The sequence below is a fragment of the Streptomyces sp. NPDC037013 genome, assembly GCF_055607265.1.
On record NZ_JBVJRV010000002.1, the window covers coordinates 320,256 to 335,145 of the forward strand.

General features: G+C 74.4%; 11 protein-coding genes. 7 read left to right on the top strand and 4 right to left on the bottom strand.

What is annotated here, in order from left to right; all coding sequences use genetic code 11:
• Nucleotides 1-150 precede the first annotated feature (150 nt).
• Together ACZ7DY_RS06615 and ACZ7DY_RS06620 are read right to left on the bottom strand one after the other, a co-directional pair.
• The gene (locus ACZ7DY_RS06615) at nucleotides 151-873 is read right to left on the bottom strand and encodes an ABC transporter ATP-binding protein (protein ID WP_471130882.1); all 723 of its coding nucleotides are present in this window, start codon (nucleotides 871-873) and stop codon (nucleotides 151-153) included.
• Complete coding sequence (locus tag ACZ7DY_RS06620; protein ID WP_471130884.1) at nucleotides 870-1,979, bottom strand: ABC transporter permease; 1,110 nt, start codon at nucleotides 1,977-1,979, stop codon at nucleotides 870-872. Before ACZ7DY_RS06620 ends, ACZ7DY_RS06615 begins: the two co-directional genes overlap by 4 nt.
• 185 nt (nucleotides 1,980-2,164) lie before the next feature.
• On the opposite strand from ACZ7DY_RS06620, the gene ACZ7DY_RS06625 reads away from it, so the two are divergent.
• Together ACZ7DY_RS06625 and ACZ7DY_RS06630 are read left to right on the top strand one after the other, a co-directional pair.
• Entirely contained in the window at nucleotides 2,165-3,430 is a 1,266-nt protein-coding gene (locus ACZ7DY_RS06625) for a sensor histidine kinase (protein WP_471130886.1), read from the top strand.
• On the top strand, nucleotides 3,427-4,062 hold the full coding sequence (locus ACZ7DY_RS06630) for a response regulator (RefSeq protein ID WP_471130889.1): 636 nt from the start codon (nucleotides 3,427-3,429) through the stop codon (nucleotides 4,060-4,062). Before ACZ7DY_RS06625 ends, ACZ7DY_RS06630 begins: the two co-directional genes overlap by 4 nt.
• Before the next feature lie 91 nt (nucleotides 4,063-4,153).
• Here ACZ7DY_RS06630 and ACZ7DY_RS06635 read toward each other — a convergent pair whose 3' ends face one another.
• Nucleotides 4,154-5,770, bottom strand: a complete 1,617-nt coding sequence (locus tag ACZ7DY_RS06635; protein ID WP_471130891.1) for a DUF5691 domain-containing protein — start codon at nucleotides 5,768-5,770, stop codon at nucleotides 4,154-4,156.
• A 23-nt stretch (nucleotides 5,771-5,793) separates the two neighbouring features.
• A complete protein-coding gene (locus ACZ7DY_RS06640; protein WP_471130894.1) occupies nucleotides 5,794-7,221 on the bottom strand; it encodes an SWIM zinc finger family protein in 1,428 nt (475 codons plus the stop codon).
• Between the two features lie 153 nt (nucleotides 7,222-7,374).
• Here ACZ7DY_RS06640 and ACZ7DY_RS06645 point away from each other — a divergent pair, with 153 nt between their 5' ends.
• The 5 genes from ACZ7DY_RS06645 to ACZ7DY_RS06665 all read left to right on the top strand — a co-directional run bounded on the left by ACZ7DY_RS06645 (nucleotide 7,375) and on the right by ACZ7DY_RS06665 (nucleotide 14,728).
• Complete coding sequence (locus ACZ7DY_RS06645) at nucleotides 7,375-8,568, top strand: ATP-binding protein (RefSeq protein ID WP_471130897.1); 1,194 nt, start codon at nucleotides 7,375-7,377, stop codon at nucleotides 8,566-8,568.
• Entirely contained in the window at nucleotides 8,565-11,066 is a 2,502-nt protein-coding gene (locus ACZ7DY_RS06650; protein WP_471130900.1) for a DUF5682 family protein, read from the top strand. The genes ACZ7DY_RS06645 and ACZ7DY_RS06650 overlap by 4 nt, the downstream gene beginning before the upstream one ends.
• A 318-nt stretch (nucleotides 11,067-11,384) precedes the next feature.
• Complete coding sequence (locus ACZ7DY_RS06655; protein ID WP_471132347.1) at nucleotides 11,385-12,569, top strand: VWA domain-containing protein; 1,185 nt, start codon at nucleotides 11,385-11,387, stop codon at nucleotides 12,567-12,569.
• Between the two features lie 118 nt (nucleotides 12,570-12,687).
• Nucleotides 12,688-13,578, top strand: coding sequence for a hypothetical protein (locus ACZ7DY_RS06660; RefSeq protein WP_471130902.1), 891 nt, complete (start codon nucleotides 12,688-12,690; stop codon nucleotides 13,576-13,578).
• A gap of 112 nt (nucleotides 13,579-13,690) precedes the next feature.
• Nucleotides 13,691-14,728 carry a hypothetical protein gene (locus tag ACZ7DY_RS06665; protein ID WP_471130903.1) on the top strand — a complete coding sequence of 346 codons (1,038 nt, stop codon included), beginning with the start codon at nucleotides 13,691-13,693 and terminating at the stop codon, nucleotides 14,726-14,728.
• Nucleotides 14,729-14,890: the final 162 nt, after the last annotated feature.

Below are 14,890 nucleotides of genomic sequence, written 5' to 3' on the forward strand. Positions count from 1 at the left end.
CGCGTGCGGACTCCGCGTGCGGACTCGGGGTGCGGGCGTACTTCGTGCGTACTCGAGGTGCGTGCCTGCCCGGGATACGTGCGTACTCGGGGTGCCTGCGTACTCCGGCGTACTCGGTGCCTGCGTACGCCGGGGCGTGCGGCGGGCTCGTCAGCCCCGGGTCCGTCCTTCCCCCGCCGTCTCGCGTACGGCGGTCGACGGGCGGGGAGATCGCAGGCGGCCGTCCTGGGCCGTGACGATCCGGTCCGCGGCGGTGAGGTGGGACGGGTCGTGGGTGACCAGGACCGTCGCGGTGCCCTGTTCGCGGGTGAGGCGGACCATCAAGTCGATGACGGCGGCGCCGCGTTCGTGGTCCAGCGCGCTGGTCGGTTCGTCGACCAGGAGGACGGTGGGGCCGTTCATCAGGGCGCGGGCGATGTTGACGCGCTGGCGCTGCCCGCCGGAGAGCTGGTGGGGGCGGCGGCGGGCCTGGTCCGCGAGGCCGACCGCGTCGAGGAGTTCGAGGGCGCGGGTCCGGGCCTTCGCGGGGCTGCGGCCGTCGATCCGGGCCATCACCTGGAGCTGCTCGGCGGCGGTGAGTGACGGCAGCAGGTTGGGCTGCTGGAAGACGATGCCGATCTTGTGACGGCGCAGCTCGGTGAGTTCGCCGCGGCTCAGGCCCGTGGTGGGGGTGCCGTCGATCGTGACGGTGCCGGCGTCGGGGGTGACGAGGGTGGCGGCGACGGCCAGGAGGCTGGACTTGCCGGACCCAGAAGGGCCGACCACCGCGGCCAGGCTGCCTCCAGGAACGTCCAGGCTGACGCCGTCCAGGGCGGTCAGCCGGGTCACGCCGTCGGGATAGGTGAGGGTGATGTCGGTCAGGTTCAGGCTCATCGGGCACTTCCCAGGGCCGTCAGGGGGTCGACGGCGGTGATGCGGCGGATGGACAGGGCCGCCCCGAGTACGCCGAGGCAGATCATCACGGCGGCGGGGACGAGGACGGTGGCGGGGGTCAGGAGGAACGGCACCGTGCCGTCGACCAGCGCGCCGAGGACGGCGGCCAGGCCGGTGCCGATGAGCGTGCCGCCGACGAGGAGGACGACGGCCTGCCCGAGGGCGTCCTTGAGGAGGCCGGCCGTGGAGGCGCCGAGGGCCTTGAGGACGGCGACGTCCCCGCTGCGCTGGATGGTCCACACGGTGAAGAACGCGCCGATGACCAGGGCGGAGATGGCGAACAGGAAGCCGCGCATCAGCTGCAGGGAGCCGTTCTCGGAGGTGTAGGAGCCGATCGCGGACAGCGACTCGTCTTTGGTGACCGTCCGGGTGCCCGCGGCCTCGTCGGCGGCGCTCAGGTCGACGCCGGACGTGGTGGTGAGGGCGATGACCGTCGCGGTCGGTCCGGTCGCGTCCGAGGGCGGTGCGGTCTTCCGCCAGGTGCCGAGGCTCGTCCAGATCACCGGCGTGTGGCTGAACGAGGCGTCTCCCCGTACGGCGGCGACCGTCAGCTTCTGCCCGGCGAGCGTGAACGCGGCACCGGGCTCCAGGTCCAGGTCGCGGGCGGCCGTGGCGGACAGCACCGCGGTGCGGTCGTCGATCCTGTCGCCGTCGGGGGCCAGCGGCGAGCCGGGCCGGACGCCGAAGGCGGAGACGCCGGCGCTCCTGTGACCGGCGGTGGCCCTGGTGGTGGTGATGCCCAGCGGTTCGGCGCCGGTGACGCCGGGGGTCGCGGCCCAGCGGTGCCACTGCTCGGCGGTGACGGTGGAGTTCGCGTACGACGGCTCCTGCTGCCCGCCGCCCTGCCCACCGCCCGGTGCGCCGCTCGGTGAGCCGAAGGCGATCCGGTCGACGGGCAGGCCGGTGATGGCGGAGACGTTCTGCCGGCCCAGACCGGCGGTCAGGCCGGACAGCAGGCCGACGAGCAGGGTGATGAGCACGATGACGGTTCCCATGAGGGCGAAGCGCCCCTTGGCGAACTTCAGGTCTCTCCAGGCGACGAACAAGGCTTGGCCGGGCCTTTCCCAGGGCTGAGGTGGGTGTGTGGAAGCGGTACGTCCCCACCGTCGCCGCCGGACCCCCGCGCGGGCATCTGGCCGGGGATGGGACTTCGCGGACCGAAAGGCGGCGCGCCGGTTGTAACTTTCGATGGAGGCTTCAGCGGGGTCCGTCTCCCTACGCTGGACGGACTGTGAACGCCTCCACCCTGACTCTGACCCCGACCACCCGGGCCCTGGCCTGGTGCCTGCATCTGCTGATCATCGGCCTGCTCGTCCTGGCCGCCGCCCGGGCCGTCGCCGACAGCCGCCCGTACGCCGGCGGGATCGTCACCCTGGCGGTGGTGTGTGCGCTGGTGTACGCGGCCGGGCCGGTGCTGCCCGCCGTGCGCCGTTCCCGGTGGGCCGCCGCCTGGTGGCTGGCCTGCGTGGGCCTCGTATGGCTGGCGCTGCTCGCGCTCTCCCCGGACGGGGTGTGGGTGGCGTTCCCGCTGTACTTCCTCCAGCTCCACCTGCTGCCGCGCCGCGCCGGACTCACCGCGGTGATCGCTACCGCCGTGGCCGCCATCGCCGCCTTCGCCGCCCACGCCGGCTCGTTCAGCGCCGCCATGGCGATCGGCCCTGCCCTCGGCGCCGCGGTGGCGGTCGCGGTGGTGTGGGGATACCAGGCCCTGTACCGGGAGAGCGAACAGCGCCGCGAGCTGATCGAGGAGCTGACCGCCACGCGCGCCGACCTCGCGGCCGCCCAGCACACCGCGGGCGTACTCGCCGAGCGCGAACGGCTGGCCGGCGAGATCCACGACACCCTCGCCCAGGGCCTCTCCAGCATCCAGCTGCTGCTCCGCGCCGCCGAACGGGCCCTGCCCGACGCGCCGCGGAAGGCCGGGCGTTACGTCGGCCAGGCGCGGCAGGCCGCGGTGGACAATCTCGCCGAAGCCCGCCGCTTCGTCGCCGCCCTCACCCCGCCCGCCCTGGAGGGCACCACCCTGGCCGACGCGCTGGACCGGCTGTGCGCCACCACCTCCGCCCGCCACCGGCTCACCGCACGCTTCCACCTCCGCGGCGGCGACCCGGCGCCCCTGGCCACCGCGGCCGAGGTCGCCCTGCTGCGCGTCGCCCAGTCCGCGCTCGCGAACACCGTCCACCACGCCGACGCCTCCACCGCCGACCTCACCCTCGGCTACCTCGGCGACCACGTCACCCTCGCCGTCGTCGACGACGGCGCCGGCTTCGACCCCGACCGGCTGCCCGCCCTCGCCCCCGAAACCGGCGGCTTCGGCCTCGCCGCGATGCGCGCCCGCATGCGGGCCCTCGGCGGCACGCTCACCGTCGAGTCCGCTCCCGGCCACGGCACCGCCCTGACGGCCCGCCTTCCCCTCACCCCGCCCCCACCCCCGCCCCTCTCGCCCTCGCCGTCTTCCTCTCCGTCCGCCTTCACCGAGCCAGAGGCCCGCCCGTGACCGACACCCCCATCCGCCTCCTCCTGGCCGACGACCACCCCGTGGTGCGGGCCGGACTGCGCGCCGTACTGGAGACCGAGCCCGGCCTGGAAGTGGTGGCCGAGGCCGCCACCGCCGAGGCCGCCGTCGCCCGCGCCGCCGAGGGCGACATCGACGTCGTACTGATGGACCTCCGGTTCGGCAAGGGAATGAACGGCGCCGAGGCCACCGCTGCGATCACCGCCCGCCCCGGCGCCCCCCGCGTACTGATCGTCACCACCTACGACTCCGATTCCGACACCCTGCCCGCGATCGAGGCCGGCGCCACGGGCTACCTCCTCAAGGACGCGCCGCCCGAGGACCTGGCCGCCGCCGTGCGCACCGCCACCGCAGGGCGCACCACGCTGGCCCCCGCCGTGGCGGACCGGCTCATGCACCGGCTGCGCACGCCCGCCACCGCCCTGACCCGCCGCGAGACGGAAGTCCTGACGCTGGTCGCCGGGGGGCTGTCCAACCAGGCGATCGGCGCCCGCCTCCACCTCACCGAGGGCACGGTCAAGTCCCACCTCGCCCGCGTCTACGCCAAACTCGACGTCGACTCCCGCACCGCCGCCGTGGCGACGGCGATCGAACTCGGCCTCATCCGGCGGTGAACCCGGTGGCCGGGGGCTCGCGTGGGCGGGGGCGTACGCGGCGCGGGCCGACGTCGGCCCGCAGCCGGGGCGGCGCGCCGTCCCGTCGGGGTCAGGGAGGCGGGAGTTCGTCGCGTATCGCCGCGCGGAGGCGGAGCGTGGTCACCAGGCGCTGGAACGCCTCCGACCAGTAGCCGCCCGCGCCGGGCGAGGCGTCCTCCGGCTCGTCCGGTATGGCGGTGAGCGCCTCCAGGCGGACCGCCTCCGCCGGGTCGAGACAGCGCTCCGCCAGGCCCATCACCCCGCTGAAGCTCCAGGGGTAACTTCCCGCGTCCCGCGCGATGTTCAGGGCGTCGACCACCGCGCTGCCCAGCGGCGCGGCCCAGGGCACCGCGCAGACGCCGAGCAGCTGGAACGCCTCCGACAGTCCGTGCGCCGCGATGAAGCCGGCCACCCACCGGGCCCGCTCGGCGGCGGGCAGCGTGGCGAGGAGCTTGGCGCGCTCGGCGAGGGACACGGCGCCCGGACCTGCCGCGTCGGGGGAGGCGGGGGCGCCGAGCAGCGCCGTGGACCAGGCCGCGTCCCGCTGCCGTACCGCCGCACGGCACCACGCGGCGTGCAGCTCGCCGCGCCAGTCGTCGGCGACCGGCAGGGCCACTATCTCGGCCGGGCTGCGATGGCCAAGGCGGTCCTGCCACGTGGCGAGCGGGGCCGCCTCCACCAACTGGCCGAGCCACCACGAGCGTTCGCCGCGGCCGGCCGGGGGCTTCGGGACGACGCCGTCCCGTTCCATGCCCGCGTCGCACTCGTGCGGTGCCTCGACCACGACGGTCGGGGCGTCCGAGGTGTGGTCGACGGCCACGCAGGAGGCCGCGCGTGCCGCCATCCGGGCCGCCAGGGCCGAGGCGGGGAGCGCGGACAGCAGCTCCGCGGCGGTGGAGCGCACATTGCGGCTGCGGTCGGTGAGGGCCCGCTCCAGGAACGGCTCGTCCTCGGCCGACAGGCCGGTGCGCAGCGAGTCGAGGAACATCAGCCGGTCCTCGGCCCGCTCCGTCGGCCAGGTGGAGACGAGCAACTCCCGGGCCCGGTGCGCGTCGTGCGCGCGAAAAGCGGTCAGGAGCGCGACGCGTTCGGCGAAGAGCCCTTCCTCCCAGAGGCGTCGGACCTCCGACGGATCGTCGGCGTCGGGCAGCGCCACGCCGCCGCCCGGGGTGGCGCGGAGCGCGAACTTCCAGTCGGGGTTCAGCCGGGCCAGCCACAACGCTCTCGGGCCCGCGAAGACGAGCGCCTGAGGGCGCAGGTCCGTGCGGCCCCGGGCGGCGTTCAGCAGGGCGGGCAGCAGCTCGGGCGGCGCCCCGTACCCCCGGGCGTTCGCCAGGGCCAGCCACTGGGGCAGAAGCTCCATCAGGTCCGGTGCGGCGCCCCGCCGGCCGCCGCTGCCGGTCCCGGGCTGGTCGGTGAGGAGCGTCGCGAGCCTGCGCCTTGCCGCGGGCGGCAAGGCCGGTCTCGGGTCCTCGTCGGCGGGTTCGGGCAGGGGCGCGGCCGGGGCCGGGCGCAATCCGGCCCGGCGGCGCACCGTCTGCACCGCCGCCGCGTCCAGGAGGGCGAACGGCGCCTCCTTGCCGGGCGTGTGGAGCGCGGCCGGCAGAGCACGCCGGTCGGTACCGAGCAGGGCGGCCGTGACCAGGTCGTCCCAGGCGGGGTGGGGGGTGGGGTGAGCGGTGGGCATGTCCGTCTCCTGGGGTGCGTCCGTCAGCACAGCGACACCGTTTCTCCCGACACTGCCTCTCCCGGCACCGTTTCTCCCTTCGCTGTCTTTCCAGCCGCCCTCTTCTCCGGCTCCGTCCCTTCTGGCGCCACCGGCCAGGCCGCCAGCGGGGTGAAGCCCTGGTGGCCGCACTCGCCGAACACCGTCAGCGGTGCGCCTCCGGAGAGCGCGACCATGCGCCACAGGCCCGGTCTCGATACGGCGGAAGGAGCCAGCGGCAGCGCCGAACCGCCCTGGGCGTCGGCCAGTTGCCAGGACTCCTCGGCCCGGACCGGTATCACGTCGGCGAGCGTCACCGGCCACGACTCCAGCCAGGGATCGGCGCGCAACGCCGTGCCGTAGCGGGCGGCGGCCTCGTCCGTCCGTACCCCCGGAGGCCGCCGCGTGGCGGGGCCCGGTGCGCTGAACTGTTCGCCGAGCTCCACGCGGAGCTGGCCCGTCCCCGGATAACCGGTCACCTCGGCGTCGAGAGCGAGGCCCACGGGCAGTGCCAGCGCGGGTGGGCGGCCCGCCGCCCCGTAGGAGAGGAGGAGCGCCGTACGGCCGGAATCCGTGCCGTACAGCCATATGCGGCGCGTGGTGAGCCGGCTGTCCGCCGTGTCGTACTGCGCGAGGACCAGCCACTGGTCCCGCAGGGGCGGTCCCTCCGGCCGGGCGGGCAGGCCCACGCGGGAGCGGACCGTGGCGGCCAGGTCGTCCGGGAGCCGGTCGCGGTGGAGCCAGCCCTGGTCGAGGAGGTGGAGCAGGGCGCACTCCTCCAGCAGGCGCACCGGCCAGCCGGGCCCGGACGACGGGATGGCCCCCAACTCCCGCACGCGCGCGGCCAGCCCCGGCGCCTGGGCGTCGACCATGCGGGCCGCCGTCTCCTCCCACATGCCGTACCCCGCCTGCTCGGCCGCCGCGGTGCCGCCGCGGAGCAGGTCGGCCAGGCGCCGCTCCAGCTCAGTCGCGCCCGCGGTGATCCGCTCGGCCCGCTTCTCCGCTCTCTTCCGCGCCGCCTCGGGGTCGGCCGGGGCGGCGGGCGTCCCAGCCGGAATCCGTGTCGTCCCGGTCCGCCGGCGCCGGCCCGCCAGCCACTCCCCGGCCCAGGCCGGCGGCTCCCCACCCGCCGGCACGGTGCCGTCCGCGCCCGCCCAGAGCAGCAGCAGCCCCACGGCGTGTTTGCACGGGAACTTGCGGCTCGGGCAACTGCACTTGTACGCCGGGCCCGCCGGGTCCGCGATGTCGACGATCGTCTGATACGGCCTGCTGCCACTGCCCTTGCACAGCCCCCACACCGTCCCCTCGTCAGAACTGCCCGCCTCCGACCATGGGCCGGCGACGCCGAGTTTGCTTCCCGCCTTGCGTGACGGCGCGTCAGGAGCCAGTGCCAGCACCTGATCCGCCGTCCAGCGCACCCCCTGCTGAGTCATGTCTCGAAGGTAGGCGCCGCCACTGACAATCAACCTCGCGCCAGCCATCTGCCCAGGTCAGGGCCGCGCTCGGGCCGATTGTCAGTGGCGTGGTGCACGGTGGAGACACATCCGGGCCAGATGCGTCCGGACGAGCTGGAGGGGGATCGCTCCATGACCGTTTCCGTCGACTCGACGACGTCCGCGACCGCGAATCAGCCCGGGGCCACTTCCACTTCCGTGCCCGCACCCGGCCCCGCGTCCTCGGGCGGCGGGCCCGCCGATGACGCGCAGGCGCTGCGGCCCCATGCCGAGCAGGCCTTCGCCGCCGAACTGGCCGCGCTCGCCGCGCAGGACGACCGGCCGCGGCCGCAGCGGTGGAAGCTCTCGCCCTGGGCCGTCGCCACCTATCTGCTCGGCGGCACGCTGCCCGACGGCACGGTGATCACGCCGAAGTACGTGGGCCCCCGCCGCCTCGTCGAGGTCGCCGTCACCACCCTCGCCACCGACCGCGCGCTGCTGCTGCTCGGCGTGCCGGGCACCGCCAAGACGTGGGTGTCCGAGCACCTCGCCGCCGCGGTCAGCGGCGACTCGACGCTGCTGGTGCAGGGCACGGCGGGCACGCCGGAGGAAGCCATCCGGTACGGCTGGAACTACGCGAGGCTGCTCGCCCACGGCCCCAGCCGCGACGCGCTCGTGCCCAGCCCCGTCATGCGCGCGATGGCCGAGGGCACGACGGCGCGCGTCGAGGAACTGACCCGCATCCCGGCCGACGTGCAGGACACCCTGATCACGATCCTGTCGGAGAAGACGCTGCCGATCCCGGAGCTGGGACAGGAGGTGCAGGCCGTCCGCGGCTTCAACCTCATCGCCACCGCCAACGACCGCGACCGCGGTGTCAACGACCTGTCGAGCGCCCTGCGCCGCCGCTTCAACACGGTCGTCCTGCCGCTGCCCGAGACCGCCGACGCCGAGGTCGACATCGTCTCCCGTCGTGTCGACCAGATCGGCCGCTCCCTGGATCTGCCCACGGGCCCGGAGGGCATCGACGAGATACGCCGCGTCGTCACCGTCTTCCGTGAGCTGCGCGACGGTGTCACGGCGGACGGGCGTACGAAACTGAAGTCGCCCAGCGGCACCCTGTCCACGGCGGAGGCGATCTCCGTCGTCACCAACGGCCTCGCCCTGGCGGCCCACTTCGGGGACGGCGTCCTGCGCCCCGGCGACGTCGCGGCCGGCATCCTCGGCGCCGTCGTGCGCGACCCGGCGGCGGACCGGGTGATCTGGCAGGAGTATCTGGAGGCGGTCGTGCGCGAGCGCGACGGCTGGAAGGACTTCTACCGCGCGTGCCGCGAGGTGAGCGCATGACGGGGCCGGCCGAACCGCTGCTGCTCGGGGTGCGGCACCACGGACCGGGATCCGCGCGCGCCGTGCGGGCCGCACTCGACGCGGCACGCCCCGGTGTCGTCCTCGTCGAGGGGCCGCCCGAGGCCGACGGCCTGGTGGAGCTCGCCGCCGACGAGGGGATGCGGCCCCCGGTCGCGCTGCTCGCCCATGTCGTGGACGAGCCGGGCCGTTCCGCGTTCTGGCCGCTCGCGGAGTTCTCCCCGGAGTGGGTGGCCATGCGGTGGGCCCTCGGGCAGGGGGTGCCCGTGCGCTTCATCGACCTCCCGGCGGCCCACTCGCTCGCTCTGCGGGCCGAGGAAGAGAGCGACGGTGAGGGCGAGGGCCCGTCCGAGGGCGGAGGCGCGAGTGATGAGGGCCGGGGTGAGGGTGGAGATGAGGGTGGAGATGAGGGCGGGGCGGGGTCGGCGGTGCCGGAGGACGGCACCGACGTACGGATCGATCCCCTCGCCGTCCTCGCCGAGACCGCGGGATACGACGACCCCGAGCGCTGGTGGGAGGACGTCGTCGAGCACCGGGGGGCGGACGGCGACGCGTTCGCGCCGTTCGAGGCGCTGGGCGATGCGATGGGCGCCCTGCGCGAGGCATACGGCGACGGCGGCCACGGCCGCGACCTGGTGCGCGAGGCGTACATGCGGCTCCAAGTGCGGGCCGCGGCCAAGGAGTACGGGCCGGAGCGGGTGGCCGTGGTGTGCGGGGCCTGGCACGTCCCCGCACTGCGGTCGAAGACGACGGTGGCGGCCGACCGGGCGCTGCTCAAGGGCCTGCCCAAGGTGAAGGCCGAGATGACGTGGGTGCCCTGGACCCACCGACGGCTCTCGCGCGCCAGCGGGTACGGCGCGGGGATCGCCTCCCCCGGGTGGTACGGCCACCTCTTCGGCGCTCCGGACCGCCCCGTGGAGCGCTGGATGACGAAGGTCGCGGGGCTGCTGCGCGAGGAGGGCAGGCTCGTCTCGTCCGCGCACGTCATCGAAGCGGTGCGGCTCGCCGACGCGCTGGCGGCCATGCGGGGGCGGCCGCTGGCCGGTCTCACCGAGACGACCGACGCCGTGCGGGCGGTGATGTGCGAGGGCTCCGACGTGCCGCTCGCACTCGTGCACGACAAGCTCGTCGTAGGAGATGTGCTGGGCGAAGTACCCGAGAGGGCGCCGGCCGTCCCCCTGCAGCGCGACCTGACCCGGTTGCAACGCAAGCTGCGCCTCAAACCGGAGGCGCTGGAGCGGGAGTTGGAGCTCGACCTCCGCAAGGAGACGGACGCCTCGCGCAGCAGACTCCTGCACCGGCTGCGGCTGCTCGGAGTCGGCTGGGGGCAGCCGGCGGTGTCCCGGGGGAGCACGGGAACGTTCCGCGAGACCTGGCGGCTGCGGTGGGAGCCGGAGCTGTCCGTGCGGGTCGCCGAGGCGGGGGTGTGGGGCACCACGGTCCTGGGCGCGGCCACCGGCAAGGCCTCGTCCGACGCGGTCGACGCCGGGACGCTCGCCGAGGTCACCGCGCTCGCCGAGCGGTGCCTGCTGGCGGAACTGCCGGACGCGCTGCCCGTGGTGATGCGCGTGCTGGCGGACCGGGCGGCCCTGGACACGGACGTCGGCCACCTCGCGCAGGCCCTGCCCGCCCTGGTGCGGTCGCTCCGCTACGGGGACGTACGGGGGACCGGCACGGAGGCCCTCGGCGAAGTGGCCCGCGGACTCGCCGAGCGGATCTTCGTGGGCCTGCCGCCCGCGTGCGCGGGGCTGGACACGGACGCCGCCCTGGAGATGCGGGGCCACGTCGACGCGGTGCACGGCGCGGTGGTGCTGTTGGCGGAGCTGCCACCCCGACCGACGCCCGGGCCGGCGGGCCCGCAGGGGGCTGCGGATGGAACTTCCGAGGTGCCGGGTGTCCGTGCGCGGTGGGCCGCGGTGCTGCGGGTGCTCGCCCAGCGGGAGGGGGTGGCCGGAGTCGTGCGCGGGCGCTGCGTACGACTGCTGCTGGACGGCGGTGAGTTGGGGGACGAGGAAGTGGCCCGGCTCATGGGCCTGGCGCTCTCCCGGGGAAGCGCGCCCGCCGAAGGGGCCGCCTGGATCGAGGGGTTCGTCGGGGGAGGCACCGGCGGCGGCATGCTGCTGGTACACGACGAGCGGCTGCTCGGGCTGGTCGACGACTGGTTGTGCGGGGTGTCGGACGACGCCTTCACCGACGTGCTGCCGCTGCTGCGCCGCACCTTCTCGGCGTACGAGCCGGGAGTACGGCGGACGTTGGGCGAGCTGGTCCGGCGCGGGCCGGTGCGGGCGGGGGCGGCGGCCGTGGCGGGTGGCGGCGGGAGCGAGAGCGGCGTACCCGGTTTCGCCACGGAGATCGACACCACCCGCGCGGACGCGGTCGTCCCGATGGTCCGCCTTTTGCTGGGGCTGATGCCGGAGGAGGGGGCGGGGACGGGGGCGGGACGAGCGGACTTGGGGGGTGAGCTTGTGGGGGTGGGGTGAGTGGGGGTTCTCGGGCGCGTTGGGGTGGCGGGGGCGAGCGGGAGGAGTGGTGTGGCTGGAGGTGCGACTGAGGTGGCCGGTGTGGCTAGGGCGGCAGGGGAGGTCCGGGTGGCTGGTTTGGCTGAGTCGATTGGGGTGGTCTGTGTGGCTGGGGCAGCTGAGGGGGTCCGAGTGGGCGGGGTGGGGTGTGAGGTCGCGTCTGCGGCCGTTGGTGAGAGTCAGGGGGAGGGCGTGGTCGTCCGTGAGTCTGCGGCCTCCGTGGGTGACGTGGTCGGTGGGGCCGGTCCGGCTCGGTCGGGTGGGGAGGCCGGGGAGGAGATCAGCAGGGAGTCCGGTGGGGAAGTTGACAGGCGTGGGGAACGGTTGCGGCGGTGGCGGCTTGTGCTTGGCGGGGATCGCGCGGACGGGACGGGGTGCGCGTTGGCCGGTCAGGACGCGGCGATGGACGGGGCGTTGACCGCGTTGTACGGCGGGGCGGGGGAGAAGAACGCGCAGGGGCGGGAACGTTCGGCGGGGCTCGGGGCGTCGGCGCCGACCGTGGCGCGGTGGCTCGGCGACATCCGGACGTACTTCCCCTCCTCCGTCGTCCAGGTCATGCAGCGAGACGCGATCGACCGGCTCGGACTCTCCACGCTGCTGCTCGAACCGGAGATGCTGGAGGCCGTCGAAGCGGACGTGCACCTCGTGGGCACCCTGCTCTCGCTCAACAAGGCCATGCCCGAGACCACCAAGGAGAACGCGCGGGCCGTCGTGCGCAAGGTCGTCGAGGACCTGGAGAAGCGCCTCGCCACCCGGACCCGCTCCACGCTCACCGGCGCCCTTGACCGCAGCGCCCGCGTCAGCCGGCCGCGCCACCACGACATCGACTGGAACCGCACGATCGCGGTCAACCTCAAGAACTACCTGCCGGAGTACCGGACGATCGTGCCCGAGCGGCTCATCGGGTACGGGCGGGCGTCCCGGTCCGTGAAGAAGGAAGTCATCCTCTGCATCGACCAGTCGGGGTCGATGGCGGCCTCCGTCGTCTACGCCTCGGTGTTCGGCGCCGTGCTCGGGTCGATGCGCTCGCTCGACACGCGGCTGGTCGTCTTCGACACCAACGTCGTCGACCTGACGGACCAGCTCGACGACCCGGTCGACGTCCTCTTCGGCACGCAGCTCGGCGGCGGCACCGACATCAACCGGGCGCTCGCGTACTGCCAGTCGCAGATCACCCGGCCCGCCGACACGGTCGTCGTCCTCATCAGCGACCTCTACGAAGGAGGGATACGGGACGAGATGCTGAAGCGGGTCGCGGCGATGAAGGCGTCCGGGGTGCAGTTCGTGACGTTGCTGGCGCTCTCCGACGAGGGGACGCCCGCGTACGACCGCGAGCACGCGGCGGCGCTCGCCGCGCTGGACGCACCCGCGTTCGCCTGCACGCCGGACCTCTTCCCGGAGGTCATGGCCGCGGCGATCGAGAAGAGGCCTCTTCCCATACCGGACATGAACGCCCATCGGTGACAGGGGGCTTGCGCGAGGTCGGGCAGGCCGTGCGAGTATCTGCGGGCTTCACTCCCGGAGTCTCGCGTTCCGCGACCCGTCCCGATCAGCGCTCGAACAGGAGAGGAACCCCCTCGCCTTGACCCTCGCAGCAGTCGTTCTGCCCGACGCCGCCGTGCGCATGCTGCGCGCGGTGGCCGGGCGGCGTGTGCTGCAAGTGACGCTGCTGCTTGCCGCGTTGTTCACCTTGGGCCTCCTCTGCGGTGCGCGTGCGCATGCGGCGGATGGTGTGCCGGTCCCGGAGCGGGTGGCGTCGGCGCGGTCGGTGGAGCCGGTGAGTTCACCGGTGGCCGCGCCCTCTCGGGAGCACGTGCGTGAGGTCGCGCGGGACGGACGCGACGCCGTGCGTGACACGGCCGAGCCGGTGGCCGAGGCCCCCGAGCCCGTGACCCGGACCGTGCGGCGCCCCGCGCAGCCGGTCGTCACCGAAGCCACCGAAGTCACCGGAGTCGCCGGGGTTCTTGACGGTGCTTCGCAGCGCGTGGTGCCTGAGGCACCGGACCTTCCCGGCGTGCCCGGACTTCCGCGGTCCAGCCCCGCCGCCGACGCCGGCGCTGAAGCCCAGTCGTCGACGCGGGCCGTGCCGCCCGCGCCTGGTGTTCGGGCACACCGCACAGCGGCAGGGCGGGAGCAGTCCTCGTACGGCACCGGGAACATGTACGCGGCCGACCTGTCCGCCCCCGACGCCTCCCCGGCCGGTGACGGCAGCTCGGACGAGGCCCGTGGCACCGGGCACGAACCGTTCCCCGCGCCCGCCCAGCGTCCGCCCGCGCCCGGTCCCGGTCCCGGTCCCGGGCGGACGCTGGGCGCGCAGTCCGCCGGTGACGGTGGTTCCACCCGGCACGGTGATCCGGGTGCCGCCTCGCTCGACGGCCGGGCGCCGGTGCGGCTTCTGCACGGTGGCGGGGACTCCCGGGTTCCGGCCGCGATCCGCGACAGGCACCGGGACATTCCCGAATTCCCTGGCTAGGGCAGCCCTTTCCCCGCGAAGACCTGCCGCGCGGGGGTGGCACAGGTCTGCCCGCCGACCCGAGATGTCCGGGTCGGATCCACAGCCAGAGTTCGAAGGATCCGAAGCACGCATGAACAAGAACATCCGTCGTTCCATCGTCATAGCCGCAGGTGTCACGGGCGCGTGGGCGCTCGGTTCCGCCGTGGCCAGCGCGGACGAGCTGCCCCAGCACTCCGTCGCCCTGCCGGACCGGGTGTCCGACGCGGTCACGGACGCCACCGGGGCCCAGGACGACGCCCGGGCCGACGTCCAGGCCGACATCCAGAGCGAGGTGAAGTCCGTCGTCGCGGAAGCGAAGTCCGCCGCCCCGGAGGCCGACCTCCCCACGGTCCACACCCCCAAGACTCCCGCAGCCACCACCCCGCACCTCACCGCCTCACACATCACCGCCTCACACATCACCACCCCGCACGTCACCACCTCGGACGTCACCACCCCCGAGGATTCCGTCGACTACCTCTTCGGCCCCCTCTCCGCCTTCGCCCCGCACCTCGAAACCGCCGCGACCGCCGCGACCGCCACGACCGCCACGACCGCCACGACGACCGCCGCCCCCATCGTCGACGAGACGTCCGCGGCCGTGCTGCCGCCGGTCGCCGCCACCGCCGTCGACGGTGTCGTGCCGGTCGCCGGGCAGGCCGTCCACGACGTCACCCGCCTGGGGCATGGCGTGGCCGGTGACGTGCAGCCGTTCGCCGGCGGGGTCGTCGGTGAGGTTCCACCGTTCGCGCAGGGTGTCGTCGGCGACGACGTCCAGCCCTTCGCGGACGGTGTCGTCGGCTCGGTCTCGCCCCTCGTGCAGACGGTCGCCGACCAGGTGCGGCCCGTCGTGCGGGGCGTCGGTGGCAGCGCCGACCGGCTCGCGTACGGCGTGACGGGCGACGTGCGGCCGTTCGCCGGTGGCGTGACGGGCCAGGCCCAGTCGTTCGCGCGGGACCTGACCGGCACGGTCGCCCCCGACGCGCAGACGCTCGCGGGGAACGCCGTCACGGGCGCCCATGGCGTGGCCCGCTCGGTCACCCCGTGCTACCTGCCGACGTACGCGGAGGCGTACACGGAGGCGTACAACGCGACCCGCACCACAGCAGCAGTTCCGTACCAGCAGTAACAGGTGCAAACGGGCGGTCCCTGGAACCCCAGGGGCCGCTCACCCCGTCACCCGGCCTGCCGTGAGGACCGGACCAGCGCCGGATCTGTGACCGTCATCACCGCCCAAATGTGATCTGTGATTTAGGGACCCACGTCCCGCGGCGATAACCTGCGAGACGGA

Excerpts from the sequence above, each read along its gene's own strand:
- ACZ7DY_RS06615 (WP_471130882.1), bottom strand. The coding sequence starts at position 873 with ATGAGCCTGAACCTGACCGACATCACCCTCACCTATCCCGACGGCGTG.
- ACZ7DY_RS06635 (WP_471130891.1), bottom strand. The coding sequence starts at position 5,770 with ATGCCCACCGCTCACCCCACCCCCCACCCCGCCTGGGACGACCTGGTC.
- ACZ7DY_RS06640 (WP_471130894.1), bottom strand. The coding sequence starts at position 7,221 with ATGACTCAGCAGGGGGTGCGCTGGACGGCGGATCAGGTGCTGGCACTG.
- ACZ7DY_RS06645 (WP_471130897.1), top strand. The coding sequence starts at position 7,375 with ATGACCGTTTCCGTCGACTCGACGACGTCCGCGACCGCGAATCAGCCC.
- ACZ7DY_RS06650 (WP_471130900.1), top strand. The coding sequence starts at position 8,565 with ATGACGGGGCCGGCCGAACCGCTGCTGCTCGGGGTGCGGCACCACGGA.
- ACZ7DY_RS06665 (WP_471130903.1), top strand. The coding sequence starts at position 13,691 with ATGAACAAGAACATCCGTCGTTCCATCGTCATAGCCGCAGGTGTCACG.